General features: G+C 72.8%; 21 protein-coding genes and 1 pseudogene. 15 read left to right on the forward strand and 7 right to left on the reverse strand.

Annotated elements, in window-relative coordinates; genetic code table 11:
• Positions 1-3: 3 nt before the first annotated feature.
• The 11 genes and pseudogenes from JHAT_RS34920 (at position 4) to JHAT_RS01270 (ending at position 9100) form a co-directional block, all read left to right on the forward strand.
• Positions 4-1113 (forward strand): DUF6001 family protein, encoded by a 1110-nt coding sequence (locus tag JHAT_RS34920; RefSeq protein ID WP_253195363.1) that lies wholly within the window; start codon positions 4-6, stop codon positions 1111-1113.
• Positions 1110-1724 (forward strand): DUF6031 family protein, encoded by a 615-nt coding sequence (locus tag JHAT_RS01225; protein ID WP_077796100.1) that lies wholly within the window; start codon positions 1110-1112, stop codon positions 1722-1724. Before JHAT_RS34920 ends, JHAT_RS01225 begins: the two co-directional genes overlap by 4 nt.
• A 28-nt stretch (positions 1725-1752) precedes the next feature.
• A complete protein-coding gene (locus JHAT_RS01230) occupies positions 1753-2208 on the forward strand; it encodes a type II toxin-antitoxin system RatA family toxin (RefSeq protein ID WP_077796101.1) in 456 nt (151 codons plus the stop codon).
• Positions 2205-3284, forward strand: coding sequence for a hypothetical protein (locus tag JHAT_RS01235; protein ID WP_077796102.1), 1080 nt, complete (start codon positions 2205-2207; stop codon positions 3282-3284). The genes JHAT_RS01230 and JHAT_RS01235 overlap by 4 nt, the downstream gene beginning before the upstream one ends.
• Complete coding sequence (locus JHAT_RS01240; protein ID WP_077796103.1) at positions 3281-3841, forward strand: AAA family ATPase; 561 nt, start codon at positions 3281-3283, stop codon at positions 3839-3841. Before JHAT_RS01235 ends, JHAT_RS01240 begins: the two co-directional genes overlap by 4 nt.
• Positions 3838-4365, forward strand: a complete 528-nt coding sequence (locus JHAT_RS01245) for a deoxycytidine triphosphate deaminase (RefSeq protein ID WP_077796104.1) — start codon at positions 3838-3840, stop codon at positions 4363-4365. The genes JHAT_RS01240 and JHAT_RS01245 overlap by 4 nt, the downstream gene beginning before the upstream one ends.
• On the forward strand, positions 4352-5719 hold the full coding sequence (locus tag JHAT_RS01250) for a cation:proton antiporter (protein ID WP_077796105.1): 1368 nt from the start codon (positions 4352-4354) through the stop codon (positions 5717-5719). Before JHAT_RS01245 ends, JHAT_RS01250 begins: the two co-directional genes overlap by 14 nt.
• A gap of 102 nt (positions 5720-5821) precedes the next feature.
• Positions 5822-6109 (forward strand): annotated as a pseudogene (locus tag JHAT_RS01255) (CTP synthase); the annotation flags it as partial.
• 12 nt (positions 6110-6121) lie between these two features.
• Complete coding sequence (locus JHAT_RS01260) at positions 6122-7381, forward strand: ATP-grasp domain-containing protein (RefSeq protein ID WP_077796106.1); 1260 nt, start codon at positions 6122-6124, stop codon at positions 7379-7381.
• The gene (locus JHAT_RS01265) at positions 7371-8348 is read left to right on the forward strand and encodes a hypothetical protein (protein ID WP_077796107.1); all 978 of its coding nucleotides are present in this window, start codon (positions 7371-7373) and stop codon (positions 8346-8348) included. The genes JHAT_RS01260 and JHAT_RS01265 overlap by 11 nt, the downstream gene beginning before the upstream one ends.
• Positions 8345-9100, forward strand: a complete 756-nt coding sequence (locus JHAT_RS01270) for a phosphodiesterase (protein ID WP_077796108.1) — start codon at positions 8345-8347, stop codon at positions 9098-9100. Before JHAT_RS01265 ends, JHAT_RS01270 begins: the two co-directional genes overlap by 4 nt.
• A 297-nt stretch (positions 9101-9397) precedes the next feature.
• Here JHAT_RS01270 and glnA read toward each other — a convergent pair whose 3' ends face one another.
• Complete coding sequence (gene glnA, locus JHAT_RS01275) at positions 9398-10807, reverse strand: type I glutamate--ammonia ligase (protein WP_077796109.1); 1410 nt, start codon at positions 10805-10807, stop codon at positions 9398-9400.
• Between the two features lie 253 nt (positions 10808-11060).
• Between glnA and JHAT_RS01280 the strand changes: the two genes are divergently transcribed.
• On the forward strand, positions 11061-11528 hold the full coding sequence (locus JHAT_RS01280; protein ID WP_077796110.1) for an RDD family protein: 468 nt from the start codon (positions 11061-11063) through the stop codon (positions 11526-11528).
• Positions 11529-11685: 157 nt separating this feature from the next.
• On the opposite strand, the gene JHAT_RS01285 is transcribed toward JHAT_RS01280, so the two are convergent.
• From JHAT_RS01285 to lipB, 4 genes are all read right to left on the reverse strand, one after another.
• Positions 11686-12387, reverse strand: coding sequence for a DUF4191 domain-containing protein (locus JHAT_RS01285; protein ID WP_077796111.1), 702 nt, complete (start codon positions 12385-12387; stop codon positions 11686-11688).
• 68 nt (positions 12388-12455) lie between these two features.
• Complete coding sequence (locus tag JHAT_RS01290) at positions 12456-12659, reverse strand: hypothetical protein (protein WP_077796112.1); 204 nt, start codon at positions 12657-12659, stop codon at positions 12456-12458.
• A 272-nt stretch (positions 12660-12931) separates the two neighbouring features.
• A complete protein-coding gene (gene lipA / locus JHAT_RS01295) occupies positions 12932-13897 on the reverse strand; it encodes a lipoyl synthase (protein WP_077796113.1) in 966 nt (321 codons plus the stop codon).
• A gap of 151 nt (positions 13898-14048) precedes the next feature.
• Positions 14049-14849, reverse strand: coding sequence for a lipoyl(octanoyl) transferase LipB (gene lipB / locus JHAT_RS01300; protein ID WP_077796114.1), 801 nt, complete (start codon positions 14847-14849; stop codon positions 14049-14051).
• 258 nt (positions 14850-15107) lie between these two features.
• Between lipB and JHAT_RS01305 the strand changes: the two genes are divergently transcribed.
• Entirely contained in the window at positions 15108-16571 is a 1464-nt protein-coding gene (locus tag JHAT_RS01305) for a regulator (protein WP_077796115.1), read from the forward strand.
• Positions 16572-16576: 5 nt separating this feature from the next.
• Here the strand turns inward: JHAT_RS01305 and JHAT_RS01310 are convergent, their stop codons facing one another.
• Positions 16577-17959, reverse strand: coding sequence for an NAD(P)/FAD-dependent oxidoreductase (locus tag JHAT_RS01310; protein ID WP_077796116.1), 1383 nt, complete (start codon positions 17957-17959; stop codon positions 16577-16579).
• Positions 17960-18157: 198 nt separating this feature from the next.
• On the reverse strand, positions 18158-19060 hold the full coding sequence (locus JHAT_RS01315; protein ID WP_077796117.1) for a TIGR01777 family oxidoreductase: 903 nt from the start codon (positions 19058-19060) through the stop codon (positions 18158-18160).
• Between the two features lie 71 nt (positions 19061-19131).
• Between JHAT_RS01315 and JHAT_RS01320 the strand changes: the two genes are divergently transcribed.
• Positions 19132-19620, forward strand: coding sequence for a GNAT family N-acetyltransferase (locus JHAT_RS01320; protein WP_171990688.1), 489 nt, complete (start codon positions 19132-19134; stop codon positions 19618-19620).
• 79 nt (positions 19621-19699) lie between these two features.
• Positions 19700-20506, forward strand: a complete 807-nt coding sequence (locus JHAT_RS01325) for a peptidoglycan recognition protein (RefSeq protein WP_077796119.1) — start codon at positions 19700-19702, stop codon at positions 20504-20506.
• The last annotated feature ends 62 nt before the right edge of the window (positions 20507-20568 follow it).

Below are 20568 nucleotides of genomic sequence, written 5' to 3' on the forward strand. Positions count from 1 at the left end.
GTCATGCCGTCCGCCTTTCCCCACTTCCTCTCCCCCGACGAGCTCACCGCCCGTCGCCACGCCCAGGTGACGACCTTCCTCACCGGCCGCGGCCTGGAGCCCGGATGGCTGTCCGACCTGATGCGCGAACGCGTCGGCCCCGGCCTGCTGCTGCTGACCAGCTCTCCGGTGCACGGACTGGCCAACCCCACCAGCGACCTGGACTTCATCCGCATCCAGGAGGCCGCGATCGACGGCCCCCGGATCTCCACCAAGATCTTCGAGGACGGCCACCACCTGGAGGTCGTCTCGTTCAGCGAGACCGAACTCGCCTCGAACCTCGAGGAGCTGAACCGGCTCGCCGCGCTCCCGGCCGAGCAGACCGTGGCGGGCTTCCGCGCCTGGGACAAGCAGCGCGAGCCCCGCCGCAAGCAGACCGAGCGCATCGTCAACGGCATCGCGATGGACGGCTCCGCCCCCTACCTGCCGTGGCTCCCCGCCCTCAGCCGGGTCTGGTGCCGGGCCGCCCTGCAGACCGCGGTCGAACAGGTCACGCACGCCGCGCTGGCCGAGGCCGCGGGCGAGACACGCGGACGCGTGGGCTACGCGTACAACGTGCTGCTGCACCTGATGGACGGCCTGCTCTCGCACCACGGCGACGTGTACACCACCCGCAAGTGGTACGCGCTGCGCTGGACCCGGCTGATGTCCGAGGGCGGCTGGCACGACGAGCGGCTGCAGTCGGCGGCCGCCGGACTGGAACGCCTCCGCAAGGAGGTCCACACCTTCCTCGACCCCGCCGCGGCCGCCGAGCCGCTGGCGGCACCGCTCACGGAGCTGGCCCTGGACGCCGTACGGGCCACCGGGACCGCCCGGACCGTCACCGTGAGCGTCGAACTCACCGGCCGGGTGAAGGCCTTCCTGCCGGGCGCCGCCGTCCTCCTGGGCCAGGACAGCGGCGTGGTGCTACCGGGCGTCGCCACCGAGTCCGACCTGCCGCTCACCGGGGCCCCGGCCCGCCTGGACGAGCTGTCCGCGCTCGGCGCGCCGGCCGCCGCCGCCCTGCTGCGGGCGCTGCGCGCGGGCGCGGCCCGGCTGCGGATCGGCTACCTGGACGAGGAGGCCGGGCGATGACGACGTACACCACGACAGACAGGGGCGACGCGGAGATGACCGACGACCGCGGCCGGGCGGCGCGCACCACGCGCGGCGCGAACGAGCTGACCGCCTTTCCCTCGGTACGGGCCGGGCACGTCATGGCGGGCCCGCAGGCCGTACAGGTCTGGGTGCAGGCCGCCTGGCTGATGCTGGCCGAGGGCCGGGCCTACATCGAGGACCTCGAAGGGGGCACCGAGCAGCCGCAGATGCAGCAGGCGGCGAAACTGCGGTTCCTGGAGCAGCTGCTCGACATCGACCAGCGGCTCGCGGGCCGTGTCGCCGTGGACGACGCGCACTGCCTGGCGCTCGCGCTCGAGTACGGGATGCGCGAGGTGGTCGACGCCACCGGCCCGGAGCTGGCCGGGGTGTTCGGCCTGCACGAGGAGTTCGGCGGCGACAGCTGCGCGGTGGACGAGATCCACGTGCTGTGGGAGCGGCTGCTGGACGCGTTCCCCGGCGAGCTGCCCGACCGGCTGGTCGCCGAGGGGCAGCGGGACATGCTGCGGACCCTGCGGGTCTGGGCGGAACTCGCCCGTACGGCCGGGCTCGACATCGGATTCCTGGCCCCGTTCATGAAGGCCGCCTGAGACCGCCACCACGGAAACGAGGTTGCACATGCCTGAAGTACAGGCGGAGACCCTGATCGAGGGGCACGCCCCGGAAACGGTGTGGGAGTTCGTCAAGGACAGTTCGCTCGTCGCCTCCCGCGCCCGGCACGTGGTGGCCGTACGGCCGCGGTCCGAACAGGACAAGACGTTCCGCATCAACGAATGGACCGTGCTGCTCAACGGCAGCGAGGTCACCTGGAGACAGCGCGAGGCCGCCGGCCCCGGTCTGCGGCTGCGCTTCGAGCAGACCGCCGGTGACCTGGAGAAACTGTCCGGCGAGTGGTCGGTGGCCACGGCCGGCCCGGACACCCGGGTCACCCTCGCCCTCGACTACGAGCTGGGCGTCGACGGTCTCGCGCCGCTGCTCGAGCCCATCTGGTCCCAGTCCTTCCAGGCCCACGCGGACGAACTGCTGCGTGCCCTCACGGCCTGCGCCGCACAGCGGGGAGCGACCTCGGCATGAACCTGTACCTGAACTTCCTGCACACCACCGTGCGCTTCGACGTCGCCGAGGACGCGACGGCCGTCTTCGAGCCCGTGCGCCGCTTCTTCCGCCACCTGATGGCACCCGCCCCGGCCGGCGACGTCACCTTCTCCGTGGACGTGCGCTCCTACGACCCGCGGACGGACGTCGCCCCCGAGGTGTGGGAGGTGCCGCAGTCGGTGATCCGGCGCAGCAACGCCGCCGAGTTCAACTTCGACGCGCACGTCGTCGACACCGGGGGCCGCCGGACGTACGTCAACCGCGCCACGCTGCTCGACGCCCCGGCCGACACCGCGAAGGACAACACCTTCCTGGTCCGGATCACCGAGGGCTCCACGGTGCAGATCCTCGACTTCGTGCGCGATCTCGTCATCCGGCACGAGGAGAACCTCGGCACGGTGGTGCTGCACGCCTCCGGTCTGCACCGGGACGGCGAGGCCGTGATCATCGCCGGGCCCAAGGGCGCCGGCAAGACCACCACCCTGCTGTCGGCCCTGCGCCGGCCCGGCTGGCAGTACTTCACCGGCGACAAGCTCTTCTGCACGATCGAGGACGGCCACATCCTCGCGCACCCGTGGCGCGACTACCCGTACGTCGGGGTCGGCACCATCCGGGCCGACGCCCGGCTGGAGCGGCTGGTCCGGGACACGGTCGACGACCGGATCGACGCCTACGAGCCCGGCCACAAGATCCTCATGGACCCCGACGTCTTCGAGTCCTGGCTCGGCGCCGAGTTCACGGCCGAACCCAAGCGGCTGGCCGCGCTGCTGCTGCCCGAGGTCAGGCCGGGCGAGCCGCTGACCGTGCGCCACCTGACGGACGGCAACGAGCGCTGGGCGCACCTGAACAAGATCGTGGACCGCCAGGTCGACACCACCTTCTTCACCTGGCAGACCTATCTGGTCCCCGACTACACCGCGTTCTACCAGGGCCTGGCCGAACTGCGCGCCGTCCTCGGATCCGTGGACATGGTGCGGCTGCGCGGCACGCTCGACGTCGACCCGGACGCCGTGCTGCGGCGCCCCACCGAGACCGGGAAGGAGACCGCACGATGAGCAGCGACGCCCGCAGCGGCCTGCGGATATCCGTGGTGGGTCTGGCCGGTGCCGGGAAGTCCACCTGCGCCTCGCTCATCGAGGAGTTCGCCGGGGACAAGGGCCTGACCCACACCCGGATCAAGCTCGCCGAGCCGCTGTACGACCTCCAGGCGGAGGTGTACCGCAGGGCCGGCGGCCCGCTGGCGGACGGGGCGCAGGACCAGGTCCTGATGGAGGCGCTCGCCGACGCGATGCGCCGCATCCGCCCCGACGCGCTCGCCGCCGACTTCACCGCCCGCCTCGCCCGGGCCGACGCCGACGTCATCGTCAACGACGACCTGCGCGACCCGCACGTGGACGCGCCGGCGCTGCGCGGCCACGGCTTCCGTGTGCTGCGCATCACCTGCGACGAGGAGCTGCGCCGGGAGCGGCTGGCCGGCCGGGGCGACCCGTCCCGCGCCGACCGTTCGACCCGGGAGATCGACCTGATCACCCCGGACGCCGTCATCGACAACGGCGCGGGCCTGGACGAGTACCGGGTCGCCGTGCACGAGCTGCTGGGGAGCTGGCTGTGATCCTGAGCGGACCCGAGATCCTGTCCGAGGTACGCGCGGGACGGATCCACATCGACGACTTCGACCCGGAGCGCCTGGAGCCGAACAGCTACGGCTTCCGGCTCGCCGACGACCTCCTCTGGTACGAGCAGGACGTGATCGACTGCTACGAGCCGCCGAAGGCCGAGCACGTCAAGATGGGCCCCGAGGGCATGGTCCTCGAACCGGGCCGCTTCTACCTCGGCGGCACCATGGAGGCCATGGGCAGCCCGCACTACGCGGCCACCCTCTACGCCTGCCGGTCCGCCTCCACCCTCGGCATCTGGATCCAGTTCTCCGCCCCGCTCGGGCACAGCGGCGCGGTCTTCCCGTGGACGCTGGAGATGAAGGTGGCCCACCCGGTCCGGGTCTATCCCGGGATGACGATCGGGAAGCTGGCCTTCTGGTCGATGCAGGGCGACTCGACCGGCTACGACGGCAAGTACACGGGTTCCACCTCCGCCGTCGCCTCCCGCTTCAGTCTGGACGCCCGTGTCACAGACTGAACTCTGCCGGGTCCTGCTCGCCCTCGCCCTGCTGCTGGCCGCCGCGCACCTCACGGGCCGGCTCTTCGCCCGGTTCCGGCAGCCGCCCGTCGTCGGGGAGATCCTCGGCGGCCTGGTGCTGGGGCCGACCGTGCTGGGGCAGCTGCTGCCCGGCGTCGAGAACTGGCTGTTCCCCGCCGAGGGGCCGGTGGCCTTCGGGCCCGCGCTGGTCTACCAGCTGGGGATGCTCCTGCTGATGTTCACGGCCGGGGTGGAGATGCGTACGGTCTTCTCCCGCAAGGACGGCCGCTCGGTCGCGGTGATCGCCGCGGCCGGGATGGCCGTGCCCTTCGCGATCGGCCTGCTGGCCGTCGAGGTCGTCGACACCGGCGACCTCGTCGGACCGGCCGACGACGTGACCGCGCTGACCCTGGTGCTGGCCTGCGCCATCGCCGTGACCAGCATCCCGGTGATCTCCCGGATCATGCTCGACGTCGGTATCATCCGGACCCGGTTCGCCAAGGTCGTGCTGTCGGTCGCGGTGGTCGAGGACGTCGTGCTGAACGTGATCCTGTCCGTGGCGCTGGGCATGGTCGCGGGCGCCGGGAGCGAGGGCTTCGGACTGGCCCACACCCTGGGCGTCGGCTCGGCCAACGCCTCCGCGGCCTACCACTCGGTGGCCTCGGTGGTCTTCTTCGTCGTGATGACGCTGGTGGCGCTGGCGATGCGGCGCCTGCCGCGCCCGGCGCGCGGCGGGCCGGACGGTGCGGGCAGCCCGCTGGGCGCGGTCGCCGTGCGCATGGCCGTGCTGCTGGCCGTGGCCGCGAGCTGTGTGTACCTGGGGGTCGCGCCCATGTTCGGCGCGTTCGTCGTGGGCTTGCTGTCCGGCATGACGGGGCGGACCTCGGGCAGCGAACCCCTGGGACAGCTGCGGGGGTTCGCCGCCGGGTTCTTCATCCCGGTGTACTTCGCGACGGTCGGTCTCAAGCTCGACCTGGTGCACTCCTTCGACCTGTGGTTCACGGTCGGCTTCATCCTGGTGGCCTGCCTGGCGAAGGCGGCCAGCGCCTACGCCGGGGCCCGGCTGGCGAGCCGTTCGAAGGCCGAGTCCCTGGATCTCGCGGTCGCGCTGAACGCGCGCGGCGGGCCGGGCATCGTGCTGGCGACGGTGTCCTTCGACGCCGGGATCGTCAACGCCTCGCTGTTCACGACCCTGATCCTCACGGCGATCGTCACCTCGCAGATCGCCGGCTGGTGGCTCGAACGGGCGGTGGCCCGCGGGGCGTTCGCCGCGGAGGGCGTCCCGGCATCCCGCGCCGGGGGCGCCGACGCCGGGGCCGGCACCAAGAGGCCCGTGGACGCCGCGTCGGGCTGACCCGGCGCGGCCCCCTCTCCCTTCCACCCGCGACCCACGGGAGCCCCCTTGGACACGCAGATCCGCCCCTCGCCGCCCACGACGACCAAGCACATCCTCGCCCCCGACACCGCGCACCCGGTGGTCTCCACCACGGCCGAGCAGCCCGACATCGTCGCCGGTGACGGAGACCTGGGCGGCACCGTGCGGCTCGGCACCTCCCCGGGCGACCGGCTCGTCGAGTACGTCGAGTACCCGCGCGAGGTCCGCCCCTGCCCGGTCGCCACCCGGGCCCACCCGGAGCTGCGCTCCCGCCCGACCCGCCCGCGCCCCCTCTTCGCCGGCCTGGTCAGGGCCGCCGTCGACCGCATCACCACCGTCCCGTCCGCGGCCACCCCCACACACCGATAAAGGAGCCCCCGCATGGGTATCTCGCAGGGCCACCGCCCGGTCGTCGCGATAGTCGACGCCTTCTCCACGGCGAGCCATCTCGCCCCGCTCTTCCACGCCCGCGGCTACGACTGCGTACACGTCCAGAGCCTCGCGCGGCCGCCCGCCGCGTTCGGCGCGACCTTCCGGCCCGACGACTTCCTCACCACCGTCGTGCACGGCGGCGACGTGGCCGAGACGCTCGCCGCGCTGGCCCCGTACGCCCCCGTCGCGCTGCTGGCCGGCGCGGAGATCGGCGTGGAGCTGGCGGACGTCCTCAGCGAGGCGCTCGGGCTGCGGACCAACGGCACCGAACTGAGCAGCGCCCGGCGGGACAAGTTCCGCATGGTGGAGACGGTCAAGGCGGCCGGGGTGCCGGCCGCCGACCAGATCCTCGCCACCGACCTGGACACCCTGCTGGAGTGGTACGGCGAGACCGGGCGGACCGTCGTCCTCAAGCCGGTCCGCAGCTCACTGAACGACGGGGTGTCCTTCTGCGGCACGGCCGAGGAGGTCCGGGCGGCGTTCACCGCGCTCGTCGGCGCCGAGAGCGCGGTCGGCCTGCGCAACGACGCCGTGGTCGCACAGGAGTACCTGGTGGGCGCCGAGTACTACGTCAACACGGTGAGCCTGGACGGCCGGCACTACGTGTGCGACGTCTGGAAGACCCAGCACCTCGGTGTGAACGGCGTGCGCGACCTGCTCGGCGGATCGGCGCTGATGGTCCGCCGGGGGCCCGAGCAGGACCTGCTGACCGAGTACACGTTCTCCGTGCTGGACGCCCTCGGGGTCCGCAACGGCCCCGCCCACACCGAGCTGAAGCTGACTCCGCAGGGTCCCCGGCTGGTCGAGACCGGCGCCCGGGTGTGCGGCGCCATGCTGCCCCTGCTGACCCGGGCGGCGATCGGCGAGAGCCAGCTGGAGTGGACGGTGCTCGCGTACACCGACCCGGCGGCCTTCGAGGCCCGTCGGCACACCGACTACGAGGTCGCCCGGCACGCGGTCTGCGTCAACATGGTCGCGCCGGAGGCGGGCAAGCTCGTCGCCTACCCGAAGCTGGCCGACCTGCGCGCGCTGGAGAGCTTCCACGACGTGCTGCTGAAGGTGCGGCCGGGCGAGGAGATCTCACGGACCGTCAACGACCTCACGTACCCGATGCTGGTGCATCTGCTGCACGAGGTCGAGGGCGTCGTGACGCACGACTACATGACCGCCCGGTACCTGGACGGCGAGGGTTTCTACGATGTCGCCTAGCCGCCGTCTCGCCGTGGCCGCCGGACCGCTGCTGGTGCTCGGCTACTGCGTCATCAACTCGACCAAGTCGGTCTTCGAGGGCGCCCTGGTCCAGGACCTCTCGCCGGAGTTCATCGCCTTCAACTCCTTCGTCATGGCCCAGGCGTTCTACTTCCTGACCCTGCGCGACAAGCGGGAGCTGCGGGCCGCGGTCCGGCGCTGTCTGCCGGACGTGGTGATGCTCAACGTGTCCACCGCGGTCTGCTGGATCGCGGTGCTGTACGCGTTCACCGCGTTCGAACCGGCCCTGGCCAACTCGTTGATCATCGGTCTCGGCCCGGCCGTGACCATCGTGCTGGGGTTCAAGCTGCGACCCGGCACGAAGGCGCTGCCGCTGGAGGTGGCCGCGGCCGGGGCGATGCTCGCCGCCATGGCGTACCTGCTGGTCACGGCCTCCGACGGCGAGTCGGCCATCGGGGAACTGCCCACCGGGAAGCTGATCTTCGGGCTGGTGATGTGTGTACTGACCACCATCTCGCTGTCGGGGGTGACGTACTACACCAAGCGGCTCGGCGACGCGGGGATGGCGGTGCGGCAGATGATGGCCTCGCGGTTCGTGGTCCTGATCGTCGCCACCTTCGTCATCCTGATCGCACGCGACAGCTTCGGCGCGTACTCCCGGGGCAACGTCGGCGCCATCCTCGTGATCAGCCTCGTCGGGGTGATCATCTCGCTGTACCTGCTCCAGCAGGGCATCGTGCGGACCGAACCGATCACGGTCTCCATGCTGTTCGGGACGAATCTGCTGATCACCTACGTGGTCCAGTTCTTCGACCCGCGTCTGCACCAGTCCCAGGACACCTTCTACGGCGTGCTGGCGATCTCCCTGGCCATGTGCCTGGGCACCTGGGCCCGCTGGCGGGCGGGCAAGCAGGACGCCGGGCAGCCCGAGCGGGACCTCACCGCCGAGGCGGAGGTGAAGGCGTGACCGTCCTGGCCCACCTCAGCGACCTGCACCTGGACGGCACCGCGCGCAGCGCCGAGCGCACCCGCCGGGCCGTCGCGCGTCTGACCGGGCTGCCCGGCGCGGTGGACGCCGTACTGATCACCGGGGACATCGTGGACCGGGGCACGGTCGCGGAGTACCGCCAGGCCCGCGAGGTCCTCGCCCCGCTGTACGAGCGCCACCGGGTGCTGCTGTGCCCGGGCAACCACGACTCCCGCCCGGAGTACCGGCAGGTGCTGCTCGGGGGCGGCGGCGGTACGGCGACGGGGCCGGTCAACGAGGCTCGTGACGTCGCCGGCGTCCGCATCCTGATGTGCGACTCCTCGATACCCGGACGGGCCGAGGGCCTGCTGGAACCGGAGACCCTCGACTGGCTCGACGAGTCCCTCGCCGCCGCCCCCGACCGACCGGCCTTCGTCGCCCTGCACCACCCGCCCGCGACGCTCGGCCTGCCGTACGTCGACCGCATCGGCCTGCGCGAACCGGACGCCCTGGCGAAGGTCCTCGACCGCCATCCCCAGGTGGCCGCCGTCCTCTGCGGTCACGCCCACACCCCGGCCACGACCTCCTTCGCCGGCCGTCCCCTGCTGTGCGCCCCGGGAATCATCTCCACGGCCCTGCTGCCCTGGGAACAGGGCCCGGACTCCTCCTGGACGAGCCACGAGGCGCCGCCCGCGCTGGCCTTCCACCTCTACGAGGGGGGCCGGATCACCAGTCACGTGCGGGTGGTGTGACCGGCTGTTCCCCGTCGGTGACCGCGCCGGTGGACCCGCCCTGGTCCCGGCAGGCGTGACCCCTGAGCGGTCACCGGGGGAGGAGCCGGTCCGAAGAATCGCGCGAGCACGGTTCGCACGCTCTGAGGCACTCCTGCACGTCCGGGCGCTCCAGGAGCGACGTGACGACCGATTCCGAGCAGGCCCAAAAGCCCCGGGGCCGAAAAGCCGTGGGCCGGCCCTCCCGCGCGGGGAGGACCGGCCCACGGCCCACGGACGGCCCGGGGGAGCAGCCACCCGCTCCGACCCGGGGCGACATCACACGTCGAAGTACAGCTCGAACTCGTGCGGGTGCGGACGCAGCTGCAGCGGGGCGATCTCGTTCGCGCGCTTGAAGTCGATCCACGTCTCGATCAGGTCCGGCGTGAAGACGTCGCCCTGGAGGAGGAACTCGTGGTCGGCCTCGAGGCGGTCGAGGACGGCGCCGAGGGAGGTCGGGACCTGCGCGACGTTGGCGTGCTCCTCGGGAGCCAGCTCGTAGAGGTCCTTGTCGATCGGCTCGGCCGGCTCGATCTTGTTCTTGATGCCGTCCAGACCCGCCAGCAGCAGCGCCGAGAAGGCCAGGTACGGGTTGCCGGAGGCGTCCGGGGCGCGGAACTCGACGCGCTTGGCCTTCGGGTTCGAGCCCGTGATCGGGATGCGCATCGCGGCGGAGCGGTTGCGCTGCGAGTACACCAGGTTCACCGGCGCCTCGAAGCCCGGCACCAGGCGGTGGTAGGAGTTCACCGTCGGGTTGGTGAAGGCCAGCAGCGACGGGGCGTGCTTGAGGATGCCGCCGATGTAGTAACGGGCGGTGTCCGACAGGCCGGCGTAGCCCTGCTCGTCGTAGAACAGCGGCTCGCCGTTGCTCCACAGCGACTGGTGGACGTGCATGCCCGAGCCGTTGTCACCGAAGATCGGCTTCGGCATGAAGGTCGCCGTCTTGCCGTTCCGCCAGGCCACGTTCTTCACGATGTACTTGAAGAGCATGAGGTCGTCGGCGGCGGCCAGCAGCGTGTTGAACTTGTAGTTGATCTCGGCCTGGCCGGCGGTGCCCACCTCGTGGTGCAGGCGCTCCAGCTGGAGACCGGACCGCTGCAGTTCCAGGGACATCTCGGCGCGCAGGTCGGCGAAGTGGTCGACCGGCGGGACCGGGAAGTAGCCGCCCTTGTAACGGACCTTGTAGCCGCGGTTGTCCTCCAGGGCACCGGTGTTCCAGGCACCGGCCTCGGAGTCGATGTGGTAGAAGGCCTCGTTCTCCCGGGTGGCGAAGCGCACCGAGTCGAAGACGTAGAACTCCGCCTCGGGGCCGAAGTACGCCGTGTCGGCGATGCCGGTGGAGGCGAGGTAGGCCTCGGCCTTCTTCGCCACGTTGCGCGGGTCACGGGAGTACTGCTCGCCCGTGATCGGGTCGTGGATGAAGAAGTTGATGTTGAGGGTCTTGTCCCGGCGGAACGGGTCGATGCGCGCGGTGGACAGGTCGGGGCGCAGGGACATGTCCGACTCGTGGATGGCCTGGAAGCCGCGGATCGAGGATCCGTCGAAGGCCTGCTCGTCGTCGGGGTCGAACGCCTCGGCGGGCAACGTGAAGTGCTGCATGACGCCCGGCAGGTCGCAGAACCGGACGTCGACGAACTTGACGTCCTCGTCCGCGATGAACTTCTTGGCCTCGTCGGCGTTCTGGAACATCCAGCTCCTCCTACTCCCGACCGTCCCGCCGGGGTGGTAGATCGTTCGTGCGGCCAGTGCGGGTGGCACACGCTGCCTCGACCCTAGGGACGGGTGATTTCTCGGGCGTGACCCATTTGTTTCGCAGAAGTTAACCGGCTGCCTTCCAGCCTAGGCCCCATCCGGGCCCGGCACACCCCGCCGTGCACCCCGCCGCGCCCCCGCCCGCACCCCGCCGCCCCTGGGATACAGGGGGGCGCAGTACCGTGGACGGGTGGACAACAGGCAAGCAATCGGATCGTGGCTCTCCGGGCCGCGCGCGGCCGTCGAAGGGGCCGGCGCCGATCTCGGCTACCGGGGCGAGCAGCTCGGGCTGCCGGAGGAGGGACCCGGCTCCATCGCCCGTCCGGGCCGCAGGCTCGGCGCCCTCGCCGTCGACTGGGCGCTGTGCTCCCTGATCGCATACGGCCTGATCACGGGCAGTTACGGCCAGGCCGCGAGCAACTGGACGCTGCTGATCTTCTTCGTGCTCAGCGTCCTGACCGTCGGCACGATCGGCTTCACCCCGGGCAAGCGCCTCTTCGGCCTGCGCGTGGTGGAGCTGCGCACGGGCCGCGTCAGCCCGGTGCGCGCGCTGCTGCGGTCGGTCCTGCTGTGCGTCGCGATCCCCGCGATGATCTGGGACCGCGACGGCCGGGGGCTGCACGACCGGCTGGCGCGCACCGTGGAGGTGCGGATCTAGCCCGCGGTTCCCCCCGCGGTTTCTCCGGGGTTCCTCCCACACGCCTCTACGGCGACGGGGGCGCCCGGAGCCGATGCGCGGCTGCCGCCGCGTGGCTCCGGGCGCCCCCGTCGCCGTAACGCGTTCGGGTGGTGCCGGGTGCTGGATCCCGCCGGGCTCAGCGCCGGGGGTTGCCGCCCTTCGGCATGCGCATGCCCTTGGGCATCGGGCCCTTGGGCAGGGGCATGTTGCTCATCAGGTCGCCCAGGGCGCGCAGCCGGTCGTTGGTCGTGGTGACCTGCGGGCCGGTCAGGACGCGCGGGAGCTTGAGCATGGTCGTGCGCAGCTTCTTCAGCTCGACCTGGCCCTCGCCGGTGCCCACGATCAGGTCGTGGACGGGCACGTCGGCGACGATCCGGTTCATCTTCTTCTTCTCGGCCGCCAGCAGGGACTTCACCCGGTTCGGGTTGCCCTCGGCGACCAGCACGATGCCGGCCTTGCCGACCGCGCGGTGCACCACGTCCTGGTTGCGGTTCATCGCCACCGCGGGGGTCGTCGTCCAGCCCCGGCCGATGTTGTCCAGCACGGCCGCGGCGGCGCCCGGCTGGCCCTCCATCTGCCCGAAGGCCGCCCGCTCGGCCCGGCGCCCGAAGACGATCGCCGTCGCGAGGAAGGCGAGCAGCAGGCCCAGGATGCCGAGATAGATGGGGTGACCGATCAGAAAACCGATCGCGAGGAGGACACCGAAGACGACGATGCCGACACCCGCGAGTACAAGACCGATCTTCTTGTCGGCCTTGCGGGTCATCTTGTAGGTCAGAGCGATCTGCTTCAGTCGCCCGGGGTTCGCAGCGTCCGCTGCAGGTTCCTTCCTCGCCATGACGTGAAGTCTACGTGGCCCGGGAGGCGCCGACGACGGCAGTGCCCGGCGCCGCCGAACGGGGGAGGTCAGAGGCTGTCGGTGACGACCTGCTGCTGCAGGACCCGCTCGGTCTCGATCCGCTCCTTGGCCCGGCGGCGGTCCTCCAGCACGGAGGTCCAGGCGTTGCGCCGGGCGGTGCGCTGGCCGCTGCTCATCAGCAGCGACTCGACGGCCCGCAGGGCGTCGGTGAACGACGGGATGGCGGTGGCGCGGACGGGCGCGGCCTGCATCGTGGAGGTCCCCCCTCGGTACGGGTCCGGGTGTGGGCGTACGTGCTGTGATTCCAGGGTCACTGATTGGTGTTACCAGGGCGTGACCCGCCGGTCAAACGCACGTGAAGCGGTGGTGCCGGGCCCCGGAACGACGCCGCGGCCCCGACCGGTGCCCTCATCTGCGAGGACGGTCGGGGCCGCGACGTATCGGCCACTACTGTGGAGTAGCTTCTTGTGCGTGAATTCACACGGGGTGCGCCTCCGCCGGGCGGGCGGAGGCCGGCGTCCCGTCAGACGGCCTGGCCGGCGACGACGGTGTCGCGCTTCTCGACGGCCATCCGGTACAGCCGGCCGGCGCGGTAGGAGGAGCGCACCAGCGGACCGGACATCACGCCGGAGAAGCCGATCTGCTCGGCCTCCTCCTTCAGCTCCACGAACTCCTGCGGCTTGACCCAGCGCTCCACGGGGTGGTGGCGCACGGACGGGCGCAGGTACTGCGTGATGGTGATCAGCTCGCAGCCCGCCTCGTGGAGCTGCTTCAGCGCCTCGCTGATCTCCTCGCGGGTCTCGCCCATGCCGAGGATCAGGTTCGACTTGGTGACCAGGCCGTAGTCGCGGGCGTCGGTGATCACCTTGAGGGAGCGCTCGTAGCGGAAGCCGGGGCGGATCCGCTTGAAGATCCGCGGGACCGTCTCGACGTTGTGCGCGAAGACCTCGGGGCGGGAGTCGAAGACCTCGCGCAGCAGCTCCGGCACCGCGTTGAAGTCGGGGGCCAGCAGCTCGACCTTGGTGCGGCCGTCGGGGCGGTCGGCGGTCTGCTGGTGGATCTGGCGCACCGTCTCGGCGTACAGCCAGGCGCCGCCGTCCGGCAGGTCGTCGCGGGCCACACCGGTGATGGTGGCGTAGTTCAGGTCCATGGTGACCACGGACTCGCCCACCCGGCGCGGCTCGTCGCGGTCGAGCGCCTCGGGCTTGCCGGTGTCGATCTGGCAGAAGTCGCAGCGCCGCGTGCACTGGTCGCCACCGATGAGGAAGGTCGCCTCGCGGTCCTCCCAGCACTCGTAGATGTTGGGACAGCCGGCTTCCTGGCAGACCGTGTGCAGGCCCTCGCTCTTCACGAGGTTCTGCATCTTCGTGTACTCGGGGCCCATTTTCGCCCGGGTCTTGATCCACTCGGGCTTGCGCTCGATGGGGGTCTGGCTGTTGCGGACCTCCAGGCGCAGCATCTTGCGTCCGTCGGGTGCGACTGCGGACACGACCGGCTCCCTAGCAATTGATTCTTCGGCGTGCCCCAGGGTACGCCCGTGGATGTGTGGGTCGGCGGCGGTGGCGGCCTGGACGGGGGCCGCTCCGGGGCCTGTGGACGGGCCTGCCCGACCACGACGTCGAACGCCGGTCGGGCCGGATTTATGCCGCGGGCGTCTTCTCGATCACCCTCGGCTTCAGCTCCGCGTTCTCCAGGACGTCCCGCAGGTGGCGCTCCACCACCGGGAGGACCTCCTCGATGGTCACGTCCCGGCCCAGCTCGTTGGCCAGGGAGGCGACGCCCGCGTCGCGGATGCCGCACGGGATGATCCTGTCGAACCACGTGTTGTCCGGGTTCACGTTCAGCGAGAAGCCGTGCATGGTGACGCCCTTCGCCACCCGGATGCCGATCGCGGCGATCTTGCGGTCCTCGCGGCGCTGGCCCGCGTTGGACGGGGCGTACTCCGGCCCGTTGAGGCGGGGGTCGAACTCCTCGTCGGTCAGCCTCGGGTCGAAGTCCAGGGAGAGGCCGCCGAGCACCGGGCGCTGCTCCACCGGGTCGCCGAGGACCCAGACCCCGCTGCGGCCCTCGATCCGGGTGGTCTCGACGCCGAACTCCGCGCAGGTGCGGATCAGGGCCTCCTCCAGCCGCCGCACGTGCGCGACGACGTCGACCGGGCGCGGGAGCTTCTGGATCGGGTAGCCGACCAGCTGGCCCGGCCCGTGCCAGGTGATCTTGCCGCCGCGGTCCACGTCGATGACCGGCGTGCCGTCGAGGGGGCGCTCGTCGTCCGCGGTGCGCCGGCCGGCGGTGTAGACCGGAGGGTGTTCGAGGAGCAGCACGGTGTCGGGGACCTCGTCGGCGAACCGCGCGGCGTGCACCCGGCGCTGCTCGTCCCACGCCTCCTGGTACTCGACGCGCTCGGCACCGAACCCCATGCGGATGAACCGGAGCTCACTCACGGCAAGAGCCTCCCTGGAAGGTCGTAAGGCACGAACCGTGCCCACGCCACTGTACGACCGGCCGTCCGGCCTCCGTCGGGGGGCCGCCGCCCGTCAGCCCGACAGGAATTCCTCACACGATCGGATGAATGCCGGGGGAAGCGTGCGACCGGGTGCTCACTCTCCGCTACATTCGCGCCGTTCACGAGGCCATAAGGGCTGCTCACAGGCGCTCCGGGCACATCGAGGGGCCCGGAAGGCAGGAGACCGCACCGCACCATGACGGAACGACCCGCGCAGCGCACCCCCAACCGCCAGCTCGCCGCCCTCATCGCCGAAGCGGGGTTCTCCAACGCGGGTCTCGCACGACGCGTCGACCAGCTCGGACTCGAACACGGCCTGGACCTGAGATACGACAAGACGTCCGTCACCCGGTGGCTGCGTGGCCAGCAGCCGCGCGGCACCACCCCCGCCCTGATCGCCGAGGTCTTCACCCGGCGCCTCGGCCGCCGCCTCACCGCCCAGGACCTCGGCCTGGACGCCTGCGCCCCCGTCTACGCGGGCCTGGAGTTCGCCGCCACCCCGGAGGAGGCCGTCGACATCGTCGGCGGGCTGTGGCGCAAGGACTCCGGCAGCCACGCCGAGCTGCGCAAGATCGCCTTCACCCCGGCCGGCCTGGTCGTGCCCAGCCGGGACTGGCTGATCGGCCGCGCCGACGAGAAGGTGGCCCGCACCGAGGTGCCCGTCCGCATCCCCGCGCAGGGCCGGCCGGCGTTCCGCGGCGGCCCGGCGCCGCTCGCCTCCTCGCGCCGGCGGGCACCGGCCGAGCGCGGGCCCGGCCAGAAGGTCACCGGCGGCGACCTCGCCGCGCTGCGCTCGGTGGGCGAGCTGTTCCGCACCCTCGACGACCGCTACGGCGGCGGCCACGCCCGCCAGGCCCTCGTGCGCTACCTGGAGCACGAGCTGGAGCCGATGCTGCGCGGCACCTACGGCGAGCAGACCGGCCGCCGGCTGTTCGCCGCCGCGTCCGACCTGACCCGGCTCGCGGGCTGGACGTCGTACGACATCGCCGCGCACGGCCTCGCCCAGCGCTACTTCGTGCAGGCGCTGCGGCTCGCCCAGGCGGCCGGCGACCGGGCGTACGGCTCGTACGTGCTGGTCACCATGAGCCGGCAGGCCGTCTACCTCGGCCACGGCCGCGAGGCCGTGCAGCTCGTACGCGTCGCCCAGCAGGGCGTCGGCACCTCCGCGCCGCCGGTCGTGCAGACGCTGCTGCACGCCGCCGAGGCGCGGGCGCACGCCGTCCTCGGCGAGGTGCGGGCCTGCACCGCCGCCCTGGTGCGGGCCGAGCGGGCCCTGGAGACCGCCCGGCCCGGGGACGAGGTGCCGCACTGGGCGCGCTTCTTCGACGAGGCCCAGCTCGCCGACGAGTTCGGGCACTGCCACCGCGACCTCCAGCAGTACCGCGCCGCCGCCCAGCACGCGGAGCGCTCCCTGCAACTGCGCGCCCCCGCCTACGCCCGCAGCCGGCTGTTCTGCCGGGTCGTCCTCGCCACCGCCCGCCTCGGCCTGGGCGAGCTCGACCAGGCCTGCCAGCTGGCCGCCGAGGCGGCCGGGCAGGCGGCCGAGATGCGGTCGGTGCGGGCGGCGGAGTACGTGCGCGACTTCGAACGGCGCCTGGAGCCGTACCGGGACGCGGCACCCGTGCGGGGCTACCGGGACAAGGTGGCGGCCCTGGGGTGACCTCCCTACGCGGCCCGTGCCGTGGACAGGGGCTCGGCCGTGTGCATCGGCCGGCCCGCGCCCAGGTCCGTCAGGATCGCCGCCGACGCCCGGTGGGCCGAGTGCAGCGCGCCCTGGACGGTGCTGGTGTCGCGGTGGTCGCCGCACACGTACAGACCGGCCAGCAGCCGCACCGGCCGGTGCGGGTCGTGCGGCGGGCGCATGGCGGGCACCGCCTCGGCCGTGTGGTGCACGGCCAGGGTCTCCCAGCGGTCGGTCGACGTGCCGTAGAGGCGGGCCAGGTGGATGCGTACGGCGGCGTCGACGTCGGACGGGACGGGGCCGAGGACCGTCGACGAGACCAGGGCGCGGCCGGCCGGCGCGCGCGACGGGTCCACGTGGCTGACCACCGCCGTGTGGGCGACCGGCCCGCCGCGGTCCGCGTCGAGCAGCAGGGACGCGCCGGTCGCCGGGGGTTCGTCGGTCGTGTGGTGCACCACCGTCACCGGATGGAAGTCCGGCACCCGCAGGCCCGGCAGCAGCTCGGCGGCGGCGCGGGCGTCGGTCGCCACCAGGACGGCCCGGCAGCGGACGACGCCGTGCTCGGCGGTGGTCACCGCGTTGGTGGCGACCGAGGTGACCCGGACGCCGGTGCGCACGGTGCCCGGCGGCAGTGTCCGCGCCAGCAGTTCCGGCACGGTCTCCGCCCCGCCCTCGGGCAGCACCGGCCGCCCGCTCGCGAAGGCGCGCAGCGCGAGGTCGGCGCACCGGCTGGAGGTGGTGAGGTCCGGGTCGTACAGCAGGGCGGCGAGCAGCGGCCGCAGGAAGCCGTCGATCGTGCGGGCGGGCAGCCCGCGGGCCGCCAGCGCCTGGGCGGCGGGCAGCTCCGGGCGGGCCAGCAGCCGTTCGACCGGGGTGCCCGCGAGGCGGCTCAGCGCGGCGCCGAGCCGGGCCTGGTCGACGGCGGTGCCCAACGGGGCACCCGGCCGGGGCCGGGGAGCGGGTACGGGCCTTCCCGGCAACCGGGGCGCGGAAACCGACCGGGGGGCGCTCGCCAGAGCACGCACCGTATGGAGTGCGCCCCGTGCGCCTCGTGCGCCGGCCGGAGCGCCCGCGCGGTGGTGGCGCCCCTCGCTGTGCAGCAGCACCCCGGGCGCGAACGGCAGCAGCGCGAGGCCGTCCAGCCCGGGGGTGAGGCGCAGTTCGGGGTACGCCGTGGAGAGCAGCTGTCCGATCCTGTCGAGCCGGAATCCGTCGACCTTCTCGGTCGCCATCCGGCCGCCCACGCCATGGGCGGCCTCCAGGACCGTGGTCGTCACTCCTGCGCTGGTCAGCCGATGCGCCGCGGCGAGACCGGAGATCCCGGCCCCCACGACGACGACGTCCGCCTGGTACGCGGGCTCAAGCACGTGCCCCTCCTCGAGGTTGCGCGGCCGCTGGAGACGTCATGCCCCCAACCGGCTTGAGGGATACCCGAGTTCGTGTCGAGATTAGGGCCGGAACCGGTCATCGGGAGTCGCACGGGGGCAGGGCACGGTCGCACGGCGGTCGCATGAGGGCGCCGTTCGGTCGCAGAACGGTCACCGGGGCCCGGGACGGGCCCCGCCTCACAGCGCCGCCCGGATCGCCCCGTCGATCTCCGGGAACGCGAAACGGAACCCCGACTCCAGGAGGCGGGCCGGCAGCACGCGGGCGCTGCCCAGGACGTCGCCGGACATCTCGCCGAGCACGGCCCGCAGCACCGGCGCGGGCACGGCGAACGGCGTCGGCCGGTGCAGCACCCGCCCCATCGCCGCGGTGATCTCACGGTTCGTCCGCGGGTGCGGGGCGGTGAGGTTGAAGGGCCCGGACAGGTCGTCCTGGTCCAGGAGGTGCCGCAGCGCCGCCACCTCGTCGTGCAGCGCCACGAACGACCAGTACTGCGACCCGTCGCCCAGCCGCCCGCCGAGCCCCGCCCGGAAGAGCGGGAAGAGCCGCCCCCAGGCACCGCCGTGCCGGGCGACGACCAGCCCGGTCCGGGCGAACACCGTCCGCACGCCCGCATCCCGGGCGGGCGCCGCCGCGCCCTCCCACTCCACGCACACCGACGGCAGGAAACCCTCGCCCGCGGGCGCGCTCTCGTCGACGGGCCGCCCGCCGGTCTCCCCGTAGAAGCCGATCGCGCTGCCGTTCACGAAGACCCGCACCGGCCGCTCCAGCGAGGCGACGGCCTCGGCGAGCGCCCTCGTGCCCCGCACCCGGCTGTCACGGATCCGCGCCTTGTACGCCTCGCTCCAGCGGTGGTCGCCCACCCCCGCACCGGCCAGGTTGACCACGGCGTCGCACCCCTCGAGCCCGGCCGCGTCCACACGCCCGGCGGCGGGGTCCCACCGGACCTCGTCCGCGCCCCGCGGTGCGTGGCGCACCAGGCGCACCACCTCGTGGCCGTCCGCGGTCAGGGACCGCACCAGTGCGCTGCCGATGAGACCGGACGCGCCGGCCACCGCGATACGGGAACGTTCCGAGTCCATGCGCCCATCCTGCCCGGGACCGTCGGGGAACCGCGATCCGGACCGCGGACACGCGCCGTACAGTGACCGCCATGCCCGTTCCGCACATACGCCGCGCCCGGCCCGAGGACGAGCGGCCGCTGCGCCTGCTCGACCGCACGGCCTGGTCGTACCAGCACGCCGTCTCGCCCCCGCCGGGGCCGGACGACCCCTTCTTCCGGGAGCACGCGGGCCCCGCCGACCACCTCGTCGCCGAACTCGACGGCACCCTCGTCGGCTACGTCCGCCTCGGCTTCCCCACGTCCCTGGCCTCCAACAGCCACGTGCGCCAGATCCGCGGCCTCGTCGTCGCCGACGCGGCCCGCGGCAACGGCGTCGGCCGGGCCCTCGTCCGCGCCGCCGTCGAGGAGGCCCGCCGCCGGGGCTCCCGCCGCATCACCCTGCGCGTCCTCGGCCACAACACCGCGGCCCGCAGGCTCTACGAGTCCGAGGGCTTCACCGTGGAGGGCGTCCAGCCGGAGGAGTTCCTCCTCGACGGCCGGTACGTCGACGACGTGCTGATGGGACAGCCGCTGCACTGAGGACCGGCACCGCGGGGCGGATCCGCCGGCCGGCACGGCTCGCGTCGCGGACGGACCGGATCCGCCGGACAGTGGGACCATGCGTGTCTTCCGAGGTCCGCGCGGCCCGCGGGAACGGCGTGCGGACCGCGTACCGGTCCCGGCCCGGGCGCTGCTCGGCTGCCTGCCCGGCCTCGCCGTCGTCGTGGCGCTGACGCTGTGCGCGGGCGACGAGGAACGGGGCGCCGAGCCGGGCGCCCGCCCGGCCACGCCCGGCGCCGTCCACCGGCACACCGCGCCGCGGCCGCCCGTCGTGCCCCGCTCGGTCTGGCTGGGCGACGACGCCCGCGCCCAGCCGGCCCCGCGCTACGACGACGAGGTCCGCGCCGTCTTCGTCCACCACACCGACACGCCGAACGACTACGACTGCGCCGACGTGCCGGCCATCCTCCGCGGCGTCTACACGGGCCAGACCGGCGCGCGGGACTGGGACGACATCGGCTACAACTTCGTCGTCGACCGCTGCGGCACCGTCTACGAAGGCCGCGCCGGCGGCATCGACCGCCCCGTCACCGGCGCCCACACCCAGGGCTTCAACCACCGCACCACCGGCATCGCCGCCCTCGGCACCTTCACCGCCGGCGTCCCCGTACCGGACGCGCTGACCGACGCGATCGCCGCGCTGGCCGCCTGGAAGCTGGGCCCGACCGACACCGACCCGCGCGGGACGGTCCGCCTGGTCTCCAGCAACGGCCTCAGCCGGTACGCCGCCGGCAGCACCGCCACCCTGCCCGCCGTCGCGGGGCACGGGGACGGCTACCGGACCAGCTGCCCGGGCGAGGCCCTCGCCGCCCGCCTCCCGCACATCAGGGACCTCGCCGCCCGCCTCCAGGGCCGGACCGGCTGACCCGGCCGTGCGCGGGGCCGCCGCACCGCCCGGGCCGTACACGGGGCCGCCGCACCGCCCGG

The organism is Streptomyces sp. JHA26 (assembly GCF_002005565.1).
Classification (GTDB): domain Bacteria; phylum Actinomycetota; class Actinomycetes; order Streptomycetales; family Streptomycetaceae; genus Streptomyces.

Excerpts from the sequence above, each read along its gene's own strand:
- JHAT_RS34920 (WP_253195363.1), top strand. The coding sequence starts at position 4 with ATGCCGTCCGCCTTTCCCCACTTCCTCTCCCCCGACGAGCTCACCGCC.
- JHAT_RS01225 (WP_077796100.1), top strand. The coding sequence starts at position 1,110 with ATGACGACGTACACCACGACAGACAGGGGCGACGCGGAGATGACCGAC.
- JHAT_RS01230 (WP_077796101.1), top strand. The coding sequence starts at position 1,753 with ATGCCTGAAGTACAGGCGGAGACCCTGATCGAGGGGCACGCCCCGGAA.
- JHAT_RS01235 (WP_077796102.1), top strand. The coding sequence starts at position 2,205 with ATGAACCTGTACCTGAACTTCCTGCACACCACCGTGCGCTTCGACGTC.
- JHAT_RS01240 (WP_077796103.1), top strand. The coding sequence starts at position 3,281 with ATGAGCAGCGACGCCCGCAGCGGCCTGCGGATATCCGTGGTGGGTCTG.
- JHAT_RS01260 (WP_077796106.1), top strand. The coding sequence starts at position 6,122 with ATGGGTATCTCGCAGGGCCACCGCCCGGTCGTCGCGATAGTCGACGCC.
- JHAT_RS01265 (WP_077796107.1), top strand. The coding sequence starts at position 7,371 with ATGTCGCCTAGCCGCCGTCTCGCCGTGGCCGCCGGACCGCTGCTGGTG.
- glnA (WP_077796109.1), bottom strand. The coding sequence starts at position 10,807 with ATGTTCCAGAACGCCGACGAGGCCAAGAAGTTCATCGCGGACGAGGAC.
- JHAT_RS01285 (WP_077796111.1), bottom strand. The coding sequence starts at position 12,387 with ATGGCGAGGAAGGAACCTGCAGCGGACGCTGCGAACCCCGGGCGACTG.
- JHAT_RS01290 (WP_077796112.1), bottom strand. The coding sequence starts at position 12,659 with ATGCAGGCCGCGCCCGTCCGCGCCACCGCCATCCCGTCGTTCACCGAC.
- JHAT_RS01305 (WP_077796115.1), top strand. The coding sequence starts at position 15,108 with ATGACGGAACGACCCGCGCAGCGCACCCCCAACCGCCAGCTCGCCGCC.
- JHAT_RS01315 (WP_077796117.1), bottom strand. The coding sequence starts at position 19,060 with ATGGACTCGGAACGTTCCCGTATCGCGGTGGCCGGCGCGTCCGGTCTC.
- JHAT_RS01320 (WP_171990688.1), top strand. The coding sequence starts at position 19,132 with ATGCCCGTTCCGCACATACGCCGCGCCCGGCCCGAGGACGAGCGGCCG.
- JHAT_RS01325 (WP_077796119.1), top strand. The coding sequence starts at position 19,700 with ATGCGTGTCTTCCGAGGTCCGCGCGGCCCGCGGGAACGGCGTGCGGAC.